Raw genomic sequence first — 16,839 nt, 5'->3', positions numbered from 1 at the left:
TCTCCTCAACGCATTTCCGGGGGAAACCAGGCGGGCCAGACGACAGAAAGCGGTTGTCCGTTGCAGGTCAGTTCGGGGGAAGACCATGCATCCCGTCGTAGCATTGCGAGCGCCCGGTTGCCGCTGCGGGAGCGGATGTCTCCAACCTCGCGGTCTCCCGTGATGATGATGCCGCCTTCGTTGGGAAACATTCCGTCCGACAGCATCACAGGCAACAGGCGGCGTTTGACAAGGCCGCGGTAGTGGGTGCGAGCTGTCAGTTCCTGCCCCATATAGCAGCCTTTTTTCCATGAAACGCCGTGCAGCAGATCCATGTCCGCTTCAAGCGCCAGTGTCTGCTCGCTCTCGAAATCCATGACGTCCGGCAGACCCAGTGTGAGGCGACGTTCCAAAAATTCTTCAGGCGTCTCACCGCCCTGCGCCGTCTCGGTCACGATAGCCCTCCAGCCCGCGTCATCACAGCGCGGGTCCGGCGCGCGGGCGATCGTGTCCGGTGGAACAGGTCGGCTCTCTGCACCTGTGATGACGCGCAGGTCTGTTTTTTCGATCTGTACATCTGCACGAAGGCGGAAGCGGGAGAGGCGTTTGACCAGCATGTCGGCATGGTCGGCCGCACAATCCATCAGGATGCGGTCGGATACGTCATACAGGAAAAATTCGCTCAGCCAGCGGCCCTGCGGCGTCAGAAGCGCGCTCCACACAGAGGTCGCGGACGTGAGGCCCTGAGCGTCATTGGTGATGAGGCCCTGAAGAAAGCTGGTCCGGTCCGCGCCTGTGAATGAGAGGACGGCGCGGTGGGAAAGATGTTGATTCATGGGAGAGACCGCAATTCCGACAGCGTCCAGCAAAACCATCCTGCCGGAAAAACGTCTGACCATAACGACGAACCCTGCAGACCGCCAGTTCGAGAACGTGAGAGTATTTTCGGGCGCAGGGTTGTTTCAGTCCGTGACGGCGGGTTGCAGTCTCGCAATACTCGGAGGATATTAACCTACCGCGGCAGTATGGCCCTGTTCCGCGACCCCGTGCCTGTCCGGAGAGAAAAGACGTTGTCAGCCGCAGAGATCGTGGACCCTACGCAGAGCCCCGCCAGCGACCGTCGCCGGATCTTTCAGATCCTGGGGCCGTTCGTGGGCGTTCTGTTGGTTATTGCCGCGATCACGGGCATCAGTCTTCACAATTACCAGACGACGCGCAGAGGCGCGATTGCGCTGTCCAACGATCTCCTGCGCAGCCAGCAGCGCTATGTGACGCAGGAAGTGAGCGACTATCTGGCCCCGGCCTCTGTCGGCGCCATGATCGCGCGGGACATGTTCCGCGATCCGCTGACCAACGCCACCCCCGCCACGTTCATGCTCTACGGACGCTCCATTCTGGCCCACGCGCCTCAGGTGGACAGTTTCTATATTGCGAACGATCAGGGCCAGTTCTGGATGATCACGCGGCATGGAAAGGACGGTTTCGAGCAGACCCATTTCCAGACCGACGACGGCAAACAGGTTTATCATCACGTCTATACAGATCATGACGGGAATATTACGGGAGAGGCCGCGGACCCCGCTGATGGCTACAATGTTGTGGTGCGTCCGTGGTTCGCCAAAGCCGTTAAGCACCAGAACGATCCGGGTCGCCAGCTCCACTGGACCGATCCTTATGCCTTTGTTTCCACGCATCAGTTCATCATCACGGCGTCTCTCGCCTATGATGGGCATGACGGGCATAAATCCGTTTTTGCGATCAATGTTTCCCTGAATCAGCTGACGTCGTTTCTCAACAAACTTCAGGTCGGACGCAGTGGTCAGGCCGTGATCGTGAACATGCATGGCCAGATTATTGCCGGCCATAATATGGCCCCCGGACAGGACCCGAAAACCTTCGACCCGGGGAATGTCTTCCTCGATCCCAAGACGCAGCCGGTCTTCACACAGGCCCTCAACCGGTATCGCATCGAGGGACCGGGAACGGGTGCGGTGCGGGCTCACGGGAAGAACTACGTCACGATTGCCTCCGAACTGCCTTTCGTGCATCGGCAGTGGGTTCTGCTGCTGAATGCGCCCGAAAGCGATTTTGCCGATTTCGCACAGACGGCGCGGCGCCAGAATATCGGGTTCTCACTGCTAATCGTCATGCTGGCGTCCGTTCTGGCGTTCGCGCTGGTGGCGCAGGGACGGCATGTGGAGCGTCTGCGAAAGCGTCTCCTGCGTGGGCGCGAGCAGGTCAGGGCGGAAAATGCCTCGCTTCTTGAAATCGCCAGCACGCCGGACCTGTTCGATCCTGCTCATGAAGCACCGATCCTGACGGAAGTTCTGACAGCACGAACCAGCGCGCGTCGCGCCAGCTTGTGGCGGCTCCTGCCGGATGGTGACCGTCTGCTGTGTGAGGATGCATTCGATCCATCGCGTGATGTTCATAGTACGGGCGTTGAAATCAGCCGCCGCGAAAACGGCAAGCTTTTCGAGGCTCTGGATGAAGGGCATACGCTGTCGATCGCGGATGCTTCTCAGGATGAGCGGACGCAGAATTTCCAGCGCGTCATCATGCGTGCCGCCGGCACCAGTACGCTGCTGTTTCAGCCAGTCCGTAATGCACACCGCACGGTCGGCGCCATCGTGCTGGAAGATCCGGGGCAACCGGAGACGATGGAGCATATCATTGCCATTGTCGGGTCCGTCGTTGCCCTGCGTTTTGCCAAGCCGTTTGATGCGGCGGCCGAGGGGACGTCCGGCTTTGCGGTTCCGGGCGAAAAATATGAGACGCGCTTTGGCGAAGGCTTTTTGCTGGAACCATCGCCCACAGCGGGAGAACCGGTTGCGGCGGGGTTCTATCCGCAGGTTCCGGTCATGGTCATTTCCTTCGTGGACCCTTATGCGCCGGATCGCGACAGCATCGCGCGCGCCATGACCGTCATCCGCACGCTCAGCCTGGAAATCCAGAAAATCGCACGTGACAGTGGGCTGTTCTCCGTACAGGTGGTGAGCAACAGGCTTGTTCTCGTTGGTGGCTGCTCCCAGACGCCGGACCCGTCTGCTGCTGTGAGGCTCGCGGATGCGGCGGTGTCGATCCGTGAAGCCTGTCTGTCATCGCTGGCTGCAGCGGATCTGGACCCCGTGTTCCGGATCGGGATGGATGTGGGGTCTGTCATGGCGTCCGAACTCGGAGAGGCGCCTTCAGTCTTCAATATCTGGGGCGATGCGCTCAACGGAGCTGAACTGCTGACCGGTAGCGCACCGGATGCGGGGACGATTCAGGTCTCCGAGCAGGCTTATCTGATCCTGCGAGAGCATTTTCTCTTCCGGGCACGGGGGATGTTCTATCTTCCCAATAGCGGCATTACACGCAGCTTCGTTCTGGCGGGTCGTCGATGAAAGGGCTGCGCAATCTCGACCGGATCACGATGGTCCGGACCATGCTGGTTCATCTGGGATATTTTTCCCGAACGCAGATGCGTTTCACGCTGCTGATGATCGGGGCCGGATGGGGCATTATGCGCGAAGCCACCCGGCTAACCACATGGCGCCGGACAGTACGGATCGAATTCTGGGCGTCTCTGCATCAGGCTGTCGGCGGTGGGTTGCTGAGTACGCTCGTGACGGCAGCGTTAACGGGTTTTGGCATCGTGGCGCAGACCGTGTACTGGCTCGGTTTTGCTGGCATGGCGCAGATGACAGGCTCCATCCTGTCCACGGTTCTGGTGCGTGAAATCGCACCGGTTCTGGTGGGTGTGATCCTGCTGGGGCGTTCGGGAATGCTGATGCTGACCGAACTCGGAACCCTGACAACGGGCGGGCAAATGCGTGCCTTGACGGGAATGGGGGTCGATCCGTTCATTTCGTTTCTGGTGCCGCGCAGCCTCGCCATGACGATCAGCGGCTTTACGCTCGGCATCATTTTCAGTCTGGCGGCCCTTGTCGTGGGTTATGCGGTCTGCCGTGTGGAAGATGCGATTACGATGCCGATCTGGGCGTTCATGGATCAGGTCGCAGGCAGCGTGAAGCCAATCGATTATTTCGTCATTCCGGCCAAATTCATTTTCAGTGGTTATGCGGTTGGTGTGTGTTCCTGCTTGTCCGGCATGGATGTGACGACCGAAGACGATCTGGCGAGCATGCTTCCACGCGGGTTTGCACGAGGAATGCTTTCGATCATGATCATCAACGTCGTTTTCAGCGTGTGTTTCGATGGCTGAAAACGATGACGTCCTGTCCGATGCGCTGGAAGCCCGGCTCGAACTCGTGGATGCACGTCCCCGTTTTGATGAAAGCGGACTGGTATCGAGCCGCTACAATCTGCGTCTCAATCCCGGCGAATGTGCGCTGATCGAGTGTCGAGACATGGGGCAGGCGGGGCTGTTTGCCGATATGTGTGTGGGTCTTATTCCGTTGGATGACGGACACGTGCGTTGCATGGGGCTGGACTGGGCTGATCTGGACGAACGGCGCAGTAATGCCTTGCGGGGCCGGATCGGGCGGATCGTGGTCACGGGAGGCTGGGTGGATCTGTATGGGACGCATATGAACATCCTGTGGCCACAGCTTCACCATACACGGACCCCGATTGAAAAACTTCAGTCACAGGCCGTGCATCTGGCCGTTATGCTGGGCCTGCCAGGTTTACCCGTGGTGCCTCCGGGGCGCCTATCGGCGATGGACCGGCAGCGCGCGGCCTGTATACGGGCCATGTTGGGGGAGCCTGCGCTTCTGCTTCTGGAGCACCCGATGGAAGGCGCTTCGGCCAGTCTGATGAATGCGTTCCTGTCTCTCGTGACCGATCTGCGGGATCGAGGTTGCGCGGTGGTGTGGATGGCTCCGGATGAAAGCGGATGGGGGGATTATGCGTCCGATGCCACCATTCGTCTGAGACTGTATGATGATGGACTGTTTTCGATGCGAGGTTCCTGATGTTTCGCCTACGCCAGACCGAGACCGCCCGTCCGCTCTTTCAGAACCGCTATGCGGATGAATGGGTCGGGCTGCTTGTCCTTGCTGCGATCGTCATGTTCGCGGTGGCAGTCGTGGAAGCCGGGTTCCTGCGCCAGTGGCTGACGCCTGAAAAGAAGATTCACTTCATTCTGCCCGAAAGCGGTGTGGCGGGGCTTGCGATCGGCAACGATATTGAAGTCATGGGCGTCCATGCCGGTGAAATCCGTCGCCTCAAACTTAACGAGACGGGGCGAATGTATGCGGAAGGGGATCTGGACCCGCAATTCGCAAACTTCATCCGTCAGGACAGCACGGCCGTCATTCGCCATCGCCTGATCGTGGCTGGCGCGAGTTATATCGAACTGGGGCGCGGCAAGGGCAAACCGTTGGACTGGGACTATGCGGTCCTTCAGGCCACGGTGGAAGCCAACCCGGCGGACGTGATTACCCAGACCGTCATGGATCTGCGCGCCAAGCTGGTGCCGGCGATGAACAACGTCCAGCTCATTACGGCGCAGGTGAACGACATGATGACTGATATGCGCAAAGGGCAGGGCACGATCGGCGGACTGCTGGTGAAGGATGATGTTCTGGACAAGGCCAATGCGGCTCTGGCGCATCTTGACGCCGTCATTGCTGATCTGAGGCCCATTGAAAAACAGGTCGGGGGGATCATGACCAAGGCTGACGGAACGATGGACAACGCGCGGGCCGCGACTGCGGGTCTGCGTCAGAGCATGCCCCAGATCCAGCAAACCATCAGCCATGCCAATACCGCCACGGCCCAGCTTCCGGCCCTGCTGGCGCAGGCGGAAGCGAGCGCGAGCAGTCTGCGCAAGCTGACCGATCAGCTCCGGGGTCTGTGGCTGCTGGGAGGTGGCGGCACGAAACAGGAGACTTCGCGTCGCCTGCCGGCGCAGGCGGTGCGGCCATGAGGCACGGTTTTCTGGCCTGCACGGCTCTGATCGCTCTGACTTTGAGCGGTTGTTCGTCCTCAACCGCAACGAAGGGGCCAAAGCCCGATCAGCCTTACGAAGACGCCATGGATACGGGCAAAACCGTTTATGAGATCGGTCAGGCGTCTCAGGCCGAGGCGCAGTACCGGACGGCTATGGATCGTGCGCTGATGCGGGACGATGCGGTCGCTATTCATGAATCCGGTTTCAATCTCGCTACAGTGCTTCTCGCGCAGGACGAGCCTCAAAAGGCCCTTCAGAGCCTTGGCGAAACGGAAACTGCGCTGAGTCTGCGTAATGTCTCCGACACGTCCGATCTGGCAGTGATCCGTGCGGCTGCTCTGTACAGGCTACATGATACGGTGTTTGCGTCGCAGGCCGTGCAACGCGCGTTGCAATCCTCGGATAAGGGCATTCGCGAAAGAGCGCTTTTTCTGTCCGGGCTGATTGCCGCCGACCAGAAGCGGGGCGACCTTCTGACGCAGCGCGTGAACGATCTGGCGGCTTTTGGTGATAACAGCGCCACTGTCGACCGGCATGAGCTCGCGGCCCGCCTGAATCTGTTGCGCGGTCAGCCTGAACTGGCCTGTGACGAAGCACTTTCGGTTGTGAAAAGCCGTCGTGATGCTCTGGATTATCGCGGAATGCGCAGTGCGCTCATTCTGGCGGCTGACGCAGCCGAAGCAGCAGGGCATTCGCCTCAGGCTGAGGCCCTGCGGCAACAGGAAAGCGCCAGCCGACAGGTGGAGGCTAAGCAGACGGGAGAGAAGGGGTCAGCAAAAGCGCCCTGAAATTTCAGAAGCGGCCGCGGGTATTGCCGGTCCGTTTGGCGTCGTCCTCGCACATATACGTCCCATGAGCCGTAGCGCCGTACCAGAAGCTGCCCGGGACATGATAGATGTGGGTCACAGTGTTGACCCAGACCTGCGTGCAGGTCTCGTTGTTCTTCGTGTCAGCGACCTGCGTAATCTGCGCTTTCGTATCTGAAGAGACGCTGACAGCGGCATTCTCAACCTTCGGGTCCTGTGCGAGTGCCGTTCCGCCCATAAGTCCAAGAAGCAGAAAAGAAGCGAACATCGTTTTCATGCGGAAAGTCCTCTGTCAGGTACCCTTGTCTGTCATGAGGTTATATAAATAAAGATTTATACTCCAATCACGAACAGGTAATTCCAGCGTTCAAAAATAACACTTCTGTCAAATCATAAGTAACGGATCGGTTATCTGTGATTTTTTCTTAAAGATTTCCGAGAACCTTGAGTCCGATCAGCGTCGCGTTTGGAATAATAGAGGTCTCGCCGGGACGCATCATGTATTCGAACTCAGGTTGCACCACGAGGCCGGGATGGATGGGAATACCATAATACGCTTCCAGAATGGCGGAATGGGTCTGCGGACCGTTAACAAAAGCCCCCATGGACATCCCCGCCAGCTGTCTCAGTCGCTGCCCGAGCGTAATGGCGGGGCTCATCTGGTAATAGGAATACATCACGCCGAAGCGGTCGAACGGTCTGCGCGGAATAATGCCCAGAAGTGACGCACCGACATAGACCTGATCGGAAAATGTTGAGACGCTGGGCGTATTATGTACATAGCCCGCAAGGATGTATCCGCCCGCCATCTGGTGCTGGCCGCCTTTGCGATAAACCATCTGGTCGGCCTCGATATAGAATGTGTCCCGCGGTTTGTTGGCATCGTGGAAAACGTCATGCGCGAACATTGCCGGGATCGTTCCCAGACGGTCGGCGTAAGGGGATGTATCGTGGCCGAAGCCGAGTTTGTAATGGCCCGGCAGATTATCTTTACCGATAAAGGGCTCCCAGGTCAGTTCAATGGGCAGCATGACTCCCGTGGAGCTTTCACTGCCCCATGCCCAGCCGCTTGGATTGTCCGTTAGCGGACCGACTTTGTAGACGCCGGTACGCAGCGTCAGGTCACGTGTGGGCTTGATACGCAGCGTGCCGCCCCATGTGGCTTTTGGATAGACGCTCCAGCCTTCGTCAGCCTTGATTGCAGGAGGCGCAGAACACTGAACCATAAAAGTACAGAGCAGCACGGACGTTGCATAGGTATGCGTCAGCGTGATGCGACCAATATTGATGTTAACGCGATTATTGAAGAATGATTTTTCGAGATAGATATCTGCCAGATGCGCAGCCGCATGACCCGAGAGGCTGTAGACTTCGCTCAACAGGATGCGGTGTTCTCCGACATGGTCGTAGGAGATCTGACGGCCCGCACGTTCCATCATCACGGCATGCAGGATCCAGCCATCCAGTCCTAGTAGCCGCCCCAGATCCCAGCGTGTGTTGAACGTCAGTTCATGAGCGTAGGACATGCCCTTGCTGATACCGCCGCCGACATTCGCCATGGACTCTCCCTTGTAGGAAAATTCAAAGCTGAACCCCCGTTCCGACAGCCAGTTCCGGTAAGGCGAAAGCTGAGGCACGAGATGGCCGAAGGCTTCGGCAGGCACATAATAACCTGCTGTCAGATCGCTGCGGCGCAGGGCATCGTTGTTGCGGTTAAGAAGCGAGGAAATGCTCTCAGTGTCAAAGATCGCCCCCAGATGATCGGCGGAAGGGGCGGGCGGATGTTTACGCTGTGCCATGCTGGACGGATGTGAGATTGCCGATGCGGTTGAAGGCAACAGACGTACCGTTGGCTGAGGCGCATTTTTCTGAAGCACTGGCGCGTTATCTTGTGCATGAGCGGCCAGGGGAAGCGTGCTGAATACTGAAAGAATATTGAGTTGCAGGAATATTCTTAAAAAACGCGGGCGAGACATGTCTGCTTTTCTTTCCTGCGATCATGGACTGCATGATGCATGACTGTAAATCTGGTCTGTGAAAGCAGAACGCTCAGGGAATCCCGTGGCGCGTTTCTGGTTCTCCAAGGAAAGATAAAATCCGTAATGAAGAAAATTCCCAATCACATAATCCGGAACTTTCTTCACTAAATAAAAAAGTAGAATATATTGATTTGGCCTTTGGTATTTTTGGTGTCTTCCTGACAGGGGGCTTTCTTTAACAGTATAGAGGCCGGGTCAGGCCAGATGACGCTCGCGCTCTATCAGGGCCAGACCTTCAGCGACCGACACAAACTCCGATCCGCCATCCACGCGTTCCGCACCGAAACGCCGGTCAAACAGGTTACGGACCGCCGGGACGAACGATGTACCCCCTGTCAGGAAGACCCGGTCGACGTCGTCTGGCTCCAGACCGGTCTGGCGCATGGCGTCTTCGATCGCGTCATCCAGACGGCTCAGGTCAGGGGCAATCCAGCTTTCGAAATCCGCGCGGGTGATGGTTTCTTCGATTTTTAGATCACGGTGGATGAAGCGCAGAACAGTGCTGTCCTGACGCGACAGATCGCTCTTGGCCTGTCCAACCGCACGATAAAGATTCTGGCCTTCCTGATCTTCGATCAGACGCAGCAGGCTCCGCAATTTTCCCGGCTCGGACGATGTTTTGGCGACGTCCGCAATATCGCGCAGGGTCTGGGGTGTGCGCATCAGCGAGAGGCGATGCCAGCGGCCGAGGCTTGCGAACCACTCAGCCGGGACGGGCAGGGGCTGTCCTCCCATGACACGATAGGTCGCATCCCGCCCGAGTGCCGGGGCGACGGCATGGCTGATGATACGATAGTCGAACTGGTCGCCTGCGATGCCCACGCCCGAATGGCCCAGCGTTGTGACGCGTTGGCTGGCCTGCGGATCAAAGCGCATGATCGAGAAATCGCTGGTGCCGCCACCGAAATCGCCAACGAGAACGGTCGCCGGGCGGTCCAGACGCTGCATGAAGCGCCAGCCGGCGCCCTCGGGTTCGAGGACGATATTCGGTTCGGGAAAGCCCGCTTCCAGAAAGCTTTCACGCAGACGGGCCACACCGAGCGAATCATCGGCCAGTTCGCCCGCAAATCGCACCGGGCGGCCGATCGTGGCGCTCACATCGGATGGGTTCAGCCCGGCTTTGTCCATGAGAGACGTCAGAAAGCGTGCGATCAGGGCTTCGAGTGTCATGACATTGCTGAAAACTCGCGTTTCACGAAAGGATCCCTGCGCGAGGTAGGTCTTCATGGACATGATGAGGCGGCTTTCGGCCGGGTCGTCCAGATAGGCCTCGATGGCGTCCAGACCGATCGCGTCTTTCATAACGCGGCGGCTTCCGTCCTGATCCATCCACAGGCAGAGCAGCGTGCGGCAGGTTTCGCTGGTGGCGTGATCCGTGAAGACGAAGCGGGCGGGGTGGGTATTGCCGTTTTCATCCGCAATCACGACCACGCTGTTGGTGGTGCCGAAGTCAATTCCGACGCGGATTTTGGTCTGGTCATGTCCGGGCGTCGTCATCGGTTCTGCTTTCTTCCGGTATGGGCAAAGGGCGTGGGTTTAGGGAAGAAGCTGTCACACGCCAAGCATAAAAAAGGGGAAGCGCCCTTTCGAACGCTTCCCCATAGTCGTGGACTTGACGCTCAGGACGCGGCCATCTCACAGATGGCTTCTTCCGCCACGGCAGGGCGCATTGTGCCCATTTCGACTTCGGACTGCACCATCGGAGACATGCCGAGGGCGGAGAGAAGCTGGCGGTCGCGATGTTCTGCCGGGTTCGGCGTGGTCAGGAGCTTCTCGCCACAGAAGATCGAATTCGCACCCGCTAGGAAGCACAGCGCATGGGCTTCGTCGGTCATGTTCTCGCGGCCTGCGGCAAGGCGGACATGACTTTCCGGCATCATGATACGGGCCGTGGCGATGATGCGGACGAAGGTGATCGGATCGACGGCCTCGGCCTCGCCCAGCGGGGTGCCTTCAACGCGGACAAGCAGGTTGATGGGCACGCTCTCGGGGTGCTTGGGCAGGTTGGCAAGGGTCATGAGCAGACCGGCACGATCGGACAGGTCTTCGCCCATGCCCACGATTCCACCACAGCAGACATTAATGCCCGCGTCGCGCACGTTCGAGAGCGTGTCGAGACGCTGCTGATAGGTGCGGGTGGAAATGATGGAGCCGTAGAATTCTTCGGACGTGTCGAGGTTGTGGTTGTAATAATCCAGTCCCGCCGTCTTCAGGCGCTCCGTCTGCTGCGCGTCGAGCATGCCGAGCGTCACGCAGGTTTCCAGTCCCAGCGACTTCACGCCCTCGATCATCTCGCAGACGGTATCGAGGTCATGATCCTTCGGCGTGCGCCAGGCCGCTCCCATGCAGAATCGGCCCGCACCGGCCTTCTTGGCAGCGCGTGCTTCCTTCAGGACGGATTCCACGGCCATCAGGCGCTCTGCCTTGACGCTTTTTTCGTGAAGCGCGCTCTGCGGACAATAGGCGCAGTCTTCGGGGCAGCCGCCCGTCTTGATCGAAAGAAGCGTGGAAATCTGCACTTTTGTGGGGTCGAAATAGCGGCGGTGCAGGGTTTGTGCGCGGTACATCAGCTCAGGGAAGGGCAGGCTGATAAGGGCTTCAACTTCGTCGCGGGTCCAGTCGTGGCGGACGTCTGGGTGGGGTGTATGGGTGGCCGTCACGGATCAATCTCCAAGGGTTGCTGGATCACACCTACCCAAAATTGTCCCATCGTGTCATCTGATCGTCACTATTGGTGAGCCGGAAAACGGACGAGGTTGCAGAATGAAACACTGGCATATCGATCAGATGGACTGGAACTCCTTTGATCCGTCCCGCGTGGACCCCGAAATCATCCCCCTCGTGAAGGCCGCTTCCGTGGTGGAAAAGAACGGTCTCGACTATGCCGAATATCTGCGTCGCGTCTTCGTGGGAGACCCGGATTTCAGCGCAGCTGCTGCGAACTGGGCCGTGGAGGAAGTACAGCATGGGGACGCGCTCGGCCGCTGGGCCATGCTGGCCGATCCGTCCTGGAACTATGAACAGGCTTTCGACCGCTATCGCGCATCGTACAAGATCGATGCCGATGTGGACGCCTCGATCCGCGGCTCTCGTACCGGTGAGCTGATTGCGCGATGTATGGTCGAAACAGGCACGTCATCCTTCTATACCGCACTGGCCGACGCGACGGAGGAGCCGTTGCTCAAGGCCATCTGCAAGCAGATCGCGGCCGACGAATACCGGCATTTTAAGCTGTTCTATGACCACATGCGCCGCTATCTGAAGCGCGAAAAGCTCGGAGTGTGGGCACGGACGCGGATTGCGCTGGGCCGTGTAACGGAGAGCGAGGACGATGAACTCGCCTCAGCCTATCACACGACCAATGAGCCGCCGGGCATGGCCTATGATCATCAGCGCTGCATTGCGGCGTATATGTCCAAGGCGATGGGGTTCTACCAGCCCCGACATATCGACCGTGTGACGGCGATGATTTTCAAGACGATTGGCTTTACGCCGCATTCGCGCTTGCAGAAACTGGCATCCTCGCTGGTCTATCGACTGATCCAGTGGCGCCGGAAAGTCTTCAGAAAGCAGGTTCAGGCCTGAGGGCATCTGCACAACATCCGGAAACTGGAAAACAGAAGACGAAACCGGGCGTCTGTGCCATGAAAGACGCCTGCTTCTTTCGCCTGCGTCCGGAGATTTCGATGACCGTTTCCGCCATTTTCTCCCGTCGTGCCGTCTACGGCGCAACCCTGACCCTCTGCGCTGCCGGGCTGTATCAGTTTCCGACAGCGAAAGCGGATCCTTATTCCCTGCCGATCGCGTCCTCCGGTCCGGTGAAGACCGACACAGTGAGCCCTGCGACAGTTTCCGCGCAGCAACTGGCCCGGCAGGTCGGCTACGCGCGTTTCACCGCCCCGGACTGGCGTGTCGGTCCGGTCAGGCACATGGTCATGTTCCGCTATACCAAGGATTCCACGACGGCCCAGCGCGCTGAAGTGTCGGGGCGCTTCCTGCATCTTGCACAGGATAGTCGCCGTTCGGATGGCAAGCCTGTGGTCGCAAGCATTGAAACCGGCTTCCAGAACAGCGGAGAAGGGGCCGATGCGGGCTTGCAGCAGGCATTCCTCGTAACGTTCCGCTCCGAAGGGGACCGGAATTATTATGTTGGCAAACCCGTCGTGACCGACGTGTCATTCATTGACCCCGCGCATGAAGCCTTCAAGGAATTTGCTGCGCCGTACCTCGAAAAAGTCGTCGCTTTCGATTACCCGGTTGCGGCTGTGGTTGCGCCCGAAGGTGTGGGTGCAAAAACCCGAAAAGCCCGCAAAACCCGTTGAGCGAAGCAGGGACATTTTGTCCTTTTGACGAAATGATACTTTATACCTCATTCTAGGGGCACCACTCTGGAATGAGGTACATTGTGAAACGATTCCTTACGTCACGACATGCTCTGAAACATGGCGCCAGCCTTCTCGCTCTTGCTGGAGGCCTGATGGTTTCCGGCGCGCAGGCCGCCGGTTACAACGCAGGTTGGGGTTTTGACGAAGCCGGAATGAACCGCGCCGTTCAGCCGGGCAACAATTTCTTTGAATACGCCAACGGTACCTACCTTAAGAACCTCAAAATACCCGGAGACATGAGCAGCTACGGCCCGTTCCGTATCCTGTATGAACTCTCCCTGGCGCGTCAGAAGACCATTCTCGACGAAGCCGCGAAGAAGGTTGCTGAACAGCCTACGGATGACATGGGCAAGATCGGCACATATTACGCCAGCTTCCTTGACCAGAAGGCCGTCGACCGTCTGGGTGGCAAACCCCTCACAGCCGACCTTGAAACAATTCGTAATGTCAACGATGGCAAGTCCCTTGCCGCGGCGTTCGGTGCGTCCCTGAAGTCCATGATGTTCTCCACGTTCCAGATCGGCGTGGAGCAGGACCAGAAGGACCCGGAACGCTACATGCTGATGCTCGATCAGGGCATGAGCATCGGCGTGAGCGGTGGCCTCGGTCTGCCGGACACGAGCTACTACACAAACCCCAAGCTGGCGGACAAGAAGAAGGCCTATCAGGCCTATATCGCCAAGATGCTGACGCTTGAGGGCTGGCCGGACGCTGCGAAGAACGCGCAGGCAGTCGTCGATCTCGAAACGGCTCTGGCCAAGGTCGAAGTGCCGCGCGACCAGACCCGCGACCCGCTCAAGATCTACAACCCGATGCCTGTGTCCGAACTCCAGAAGCTCGCGCCTGACTTCGACTGGGTTACGTTCCTGACCAGTGCCGGTCTTCCGGCAGAAGGGCTCGAAAGCCGCAAGATCGACGTGCGCGAACCCGCCGGGATCAAGGCGATGACGGCCGTTCTCAAGGCTGCTGACCCCGCGACGCTGCGGGCCTGGCTGGCGTTCCATCTCGGGGACAATGCTGCCGGTTATCTGTCCAGCAACTTCTATGACGCGTCCTTCGACTTCAACAGCCATACGCTGTCAGGCGTGGCGCAGCAGTCCCCGCGCTGGAAGCGTGCTGTGCGCGTGACGAATGGTGCACTGGGTTGGGCACTAGGCCGCGAATATGTCGCGCGCTACTTCCCGCCTTCCGCACAGGCCCAGATCACGGATCTGGTGCAGAAGGTTAAGGCGTCCTTCCATGACCGTCTGGAACATAACAGCTGGATGGATGAGCCAACCCGCAAGGCCGCTCTGAACAAGCTGGATCATTTCGCCATTCAGGTCGGTTATCCGAAGAAGTGGTGGGATTACAGCAAGCTCGACATTCGCAAGGGCGACGTTTACGGCAATGCCGTGCGTGGTGCGGCATTCAGCTGGCAGCACGATCTGGACAAGCTCGACAAGCCGGTTGACCGTGACGAATGGGGCATGACGCCGCAGACGGTGAACGCCTACAACGATCCGACCATGAACGAGATCGTGTTCCCGGCTGCGATCCTTCAGCCGCCATTCTTCGATCCGAAGGGCGATGCCGCCGTCAATTATGGTGGTATCGGCGGCGTGATCGGTCATGAAATGAGCCACGGCTTCGACGATCAGGGCCGTCACTACGACGAGCATGGCCGTCTGAATGACTGGTGGAGCAAGGCGTCCACAGAGGCGTTCCAGAAGCTGGCCGATCGTCTGGCTGTGCAGTACGATGCACAGGAAGTCCTGCCGGGCCTGTATGTGAACGGCAAGATGACCATGGGCGAGAACATCGCCGATTCCGGCGGTCTGAACCTCGGGCTTCAGGCCTATCATGACTCGCTGCACGGTCAGCCCGCGCCGGTCGTGCATGGTCTGACGGGCGATCAGCGCGTATTCCTCGGCTGGGCGCAGGTCTGGCGGGAGAAGGACCGTCCCGATGCGCTGCGTCAGCAGGTGCTTTCGAACGAACACGCCCCTGCAGTCACCCGCGTCAACATCCCGGCTCACAACATCGACGCCTGGTATGGTGCGTTTGACGTAAAACCTGGCCAGAAGCTCTATCTGGCACCGGATCAGCGCGTAAAGATCTGGTAAGGTCGTGACAAACTGGAACGTGGGGCCTAATCACGGTCTCACGTTTCAATTTTCTGCCTGACGGACCCATTCTCATGACACAAATGACGATCGGCCATCTGTACACCTCGTTGCATGCGGGATGTGCCAGCGCGGTCGCGCGCGTGCTTGAGGCCTATGAGGTCGAGGTCGAGTATGTCGATCTTGATCCCGATGATGTCGAAGATGCCCTGGAGCAGGGAGAGGTTGATCTTCTGGTCTCCGCCTGGTTCCCGCGGGATGAACATCTGGCGGGGCCGGGATTTCGGGTTCTGGGCGACCTGTATCAGCCGGTCGTCAGTTTTGCTGCACTGGCGCCGCTGGGCGCTATTGGAACCCTGACTTCGGCAGACGTGGACCGGATTATCGTTGCCGATGACAGTCGGCAGGCTCTGGAAGTGGCCCTCAAGCAGCTTCCGGCGCTTTCGGTTCTCTCTATTGAAAGCATCGGTGAGGGTGCTCTGATCGAGCGTCTGGAAAAGGCGCGCGATGCCGGAGAGAAGCCGCTCGTGGTCGCAACGCAACCTCATGCGGTGTTTCATACCGATCTACTGACCGTGCTCGAAGATCCGTCACGTCTTCTGGGAGGCGAAATGTCTGCCCGGATGATTTTGCGCGAAGATGCGGCGCGTCAGGCAGACAGCGATCTGCTGGACGAGCTTTCTGAAATGATGCTGGGCAACAAGGTCATGAGCGCCCTGGATTATGTCATTTCCGTTGACGGACAAGATCCTGAGGGAGCGGCCGAAGCCTGGCAGCGCGGTCGTCTGATCGGGCGCTGACACGTCAGGGGGCGCGGGAAACCGGCCCCCTTTTTTGGTCTCAGCGGAAAACGAGGCCGCCGTCGATCAGAACGGACTGACCTGTCATGTAATCGGCGTCGCTGCTGGACAGATAGGCGACGAAACCCGCCACGTCATCGGCTGTTTCCACGCGCCCGAGGGCGATTCCTTCAACATATTTCTTGTAGGTCGCGCCGACTTCCGTGCCGGTAATTTCGGCCATGCGCTGGTCGATCGTGACCCACATATCCGTTCCGACGATGCCGGGGCAGTAGGAATTGACCGTGATTCCTGAAGAAGCGAGTTCCTTGGCGGCTGATTGTGTCAGGGCGCGGACGGCGAACTTGGTGGCGGAATAGGCACCCAGCAGCGGATAGCCTTCATGTCCGGCAATAGAGCAGGCATTGATGATTTTGCCCTTCGTGCCCTTTTCCTGGAAAATCTTTGCAGCGGCCTGAATGCCCCACAGCACGCCCTGCACGTTGATGCTGAAGATCTTTTCGATTTCCGCAGGCTCGATCTCCAGAACCGGCTTGACCTGACAGATCCCGGCATTGTTGACCATGATGTCCAGCCCGCCCAGTTTTTCCGCAGCTTCGCGCAGGGTCGTGGCGAATTTGTCGCGGTTGCTGATGTCAGCAGTGAGCGCAACTGCGCGTCGTCCTAGCGCCTCAACTTCTTTGGCGGTCTGGGCCAGAATGTCCTGTTTGACGTCCAGCAGAATGATGTCCGCGCCATCCTTGGCCAGACGGAGGGCAATGGCCTTGCCGATGCCTTGGGCGGCGCCCGTGACGGCAGCTACTTTTCCAGAAAGGGACATTGAAAA

At 58.8% G+C, this 16,839-nt stretch carries 16 protein-coding genes; 10 read left to right on the top strand and 6 right to left on the bottom strand.

The window, feature by feature from the left end; all coding sequences use genetic code 11:
- Window positions 1-5 precede the first annotated feature (5 nt).
- Window positions 6-815, bottom strand: a complete 810-nt coding sequence (locus ABDK74_RS03285; RefSeq protein WP_346002699.1) for a folate-binding protein — start codon at window positions 813-815, stop codon at window positions 6-8.
- Here ABDK74_RS03285 and ABDK74_RS03280 point away from each other — a divergent pair.
- Genes ABDK74_RS03280 through ABDK74_RS03255 form a run of 6 tightly spaced genes read left to right on the top strand, consistent with a single transcriptional unit; the run spans window position 814 to window position 6,666 of the window.
- On the top strand, window positions 814-990 hold the full coding sequence (locus tag ABDK74_RS03280) for a hypothetical protein (RefSeq protein WP_346002698.1): 177 nt from the start codon (window positions 814-816) through the stop codon (window positions 988-990). The two genes, ABDK74_RS03285 and ABDK74_RS03280, sit on opposite strands and share 2 nt — an antisense overlap.
- Window positions 991-1,049: 59 nt before the next feature.
- On the top strand, window positions 1,050-3,365 hold the full coding sequence (locus ABDK74_RS03275; protein ID WP_346002697.1) for a cache domain-containing protein: 2,316 nt from the start codon (window positions 1,050-1,052) through the stop codon (window positions 3,363-3,365).
- Window positions 3,362-4,186: an ABC transporter permease gene (locus tag ABDK74_RS03270; RefSeq protein WP_346002696.1), complete on the top strand. Its 825-nt coding sequence runs from the start codon at window positions 3,362-3,364 to the stop codon at window positions 4,184-4,186. Before ABDK74_RS03275 ends, ABDK74_RS03270 begins: the two co-directional genes overlap by 4 nt.
- Window positions 4,179-4,898: an ABC transporter ATP-binding protein gene (locus ABDK74_RS03265; RefSeq protein ID WP_346002695.1), complete on the top strand. Its 720-nt coding sequence runs from the start codon at window positions 4,179-4,181 to the stop codon at window positions 4,896-4,898. The genes ABDK74_RS03270 and ABDK74_RS03265 overlap by 8 nt, the downstream gene beginning before the upstream one ends.
- On the top strand, window positions 4,898-5,854 hold the full coding sequence (locus ABDK74_RS03260; protein WP_346002694.1) for an MlaD family protein: 957 nt from the start codon (window positions 4,898-4,900) through the stop codon (window positions 5,852-5,854). Before ABDK74_RS03265 ends, ABDK74_RS03260 begins: the two co-directional genes overlap by 1 nt.
- A complete protein-coding gene (locus ABDK74_RS03255; protein ID WP_346002693.1) occupies window positions 5,851-6,666 on the top strand; it encodes a hypothetical protein in 816 nt (271 codons plus the stop codon). Before ABDK74_RS03260 ends, ABDK74_RS03255 begins: the two co-directional genes overlap by 4 nt.
- Window positions 6,667-6,670: 4 nt before the next feature.
- Here the strand turns inward: ABDK74_RS03255 and ABDK74_RS03250 are convergent, their stop codons facing one another.
- The 4 genes from ABDK74_RS03250 to bioB all read right to left on the bottom strand — a co-directional run bounded on the left by ABDK74_RS03250 (window position 6,671) and on the right by bioB (window position 11,383).
- Window positions 6,671-6,961, bottom strand: coding sequence for a hypothetical protein (locus ABDK74_RS03250; RefSeq protein WP_346002692.1), 291 nt, complete (start codon window positions 6,959-6,961; stop codon window positions 6,671-6,673).
- A 148-nt stretch (window positions 6,962-7,109) separates the two neighbouring features.
- On the bottom strand, window positions 7,110-8,660 hold the full coding sequence (locus ABDK74_RS03245; RefSeq protein ID WP_408874462.1) for a carbohydrate porin: 1,551 nt from the start codon (window positions 8,658-8,660) through the stop codon (window positions 7,110-7,112).
- Window positions 8,661-8,918: 258 nt separating this feature from the next.
- A complete protein-coding gene (locus ABDK74_RS03240; protein ID WP_346002690.1) occupies window positions 8,919-10,220 on the bottom strand; it encodes an Hsp70 family protein in 1,302 nt (433 codons plus the stop codon).
- Window positions 10,221-10,342: 122 nt separating this feature from the next.
- Entirely contained in the window at window positions 10,343-11,383 is a 1,041-nt protein-coding gene (gene bioB, locus ABDK74_RS03235; protein ID WP_346002689.1) for a biotin synthase BioB, read from the bottom strand.
- 103 nt (window positions 11,384-11,486) lie between these two features.
- On the opposite strand from bioB, the gene ABDK74_RS03230 reads away from it, so the two are divergent.
- The 4 genes from ABDK74_RS03230 to ABDK74_RS03215 all read left to right on the top strand — a co-directional run bounded on the left by ABDK74_RS03230 (window position 11,487) and on the right by ABDK74_RS03215 (window position 16,013).
- Window positions 11,487-12,308: an acyl-ACP desaturase gene (locus tag ABDK74_RS03230; protein WP_194255137.1), complete on the top strand. Its 822-nt coding sequence runs from the start codon at window positions 11,487-11,489 to the stop codon at window positions 12,306-12,308.
- A 101-nt stretch (window positions 12,309-12,409) separates the two neighbouring features.
- Entirely contained in the window at window positions 12,410-13,045 is a 636-nt protein-coding gene (locus tag ABDK74_RS03225) for a Dabb family protein (RefSeq protein WP_194255136.1), read from the top strand.
- Window positions 13,046-13,128: 83 nt separating this feature from the next.
- A complete protein-coding gene (locus ABDK74_RS03220) occupies window positions 13,129-15,213 on the top strand; it encodes a M13 family metallopeptidase (RefSeq protein WP_408874461.1) in 2,085 nt (694 codons plus the stop codon).
- 74 nt (window positions 15,214-15,287) lie between these two features.
- The gene (locus ABDK74_RS03215; protein WP_346002687.1) at window positions 15,288-16,013 is read left to right on the top strand and encodes a glycine betaine ABC transporter substrate-binding protein; all 726 of its coding nucleotides are present in this window, start codon (window positions 15,288-15,290) and stop codon (window positions 16,011-16,013) included.
- A 40-nt stretch (window positions 16,014-16,053) separates the two neighbouring features.
- Here the strand turns inward: ABDK74_RS03215 and ABDK74_RS03210 are convergent, their stop codons facing one another.
- Window positions 16,054-16,833 carry an acetoin reductase gene (locus ABDK74_RS03210; RefSeq protein WP_346002686.1) on the bottom strand — a complete coding sequence of 260 codons (780 nt, stop codon included), beginning with the start codon at window positions 16,831-16,833 and terminating at the stop codon, window positions 16,054-16,056.
- Window positions 16,834-16,839: the final 6 nt, after the last annotated feature.

Source organism: Gluconobacter sp. OJB (assembly GCF_039638275.1).
Taxonomy (GTDB): Bacteria; Pseudomonadota; Alphaproteobacteria; order Acetobacterales; family Acetobacteraceae; genus Gluconobacter; species Gluconobacter cerevisiae.
The sequence above is the reverse complement of the archived record's forward strand: the minus strand, read 5'-3'. Positions and strand labels throughout refer to the sequence as shown.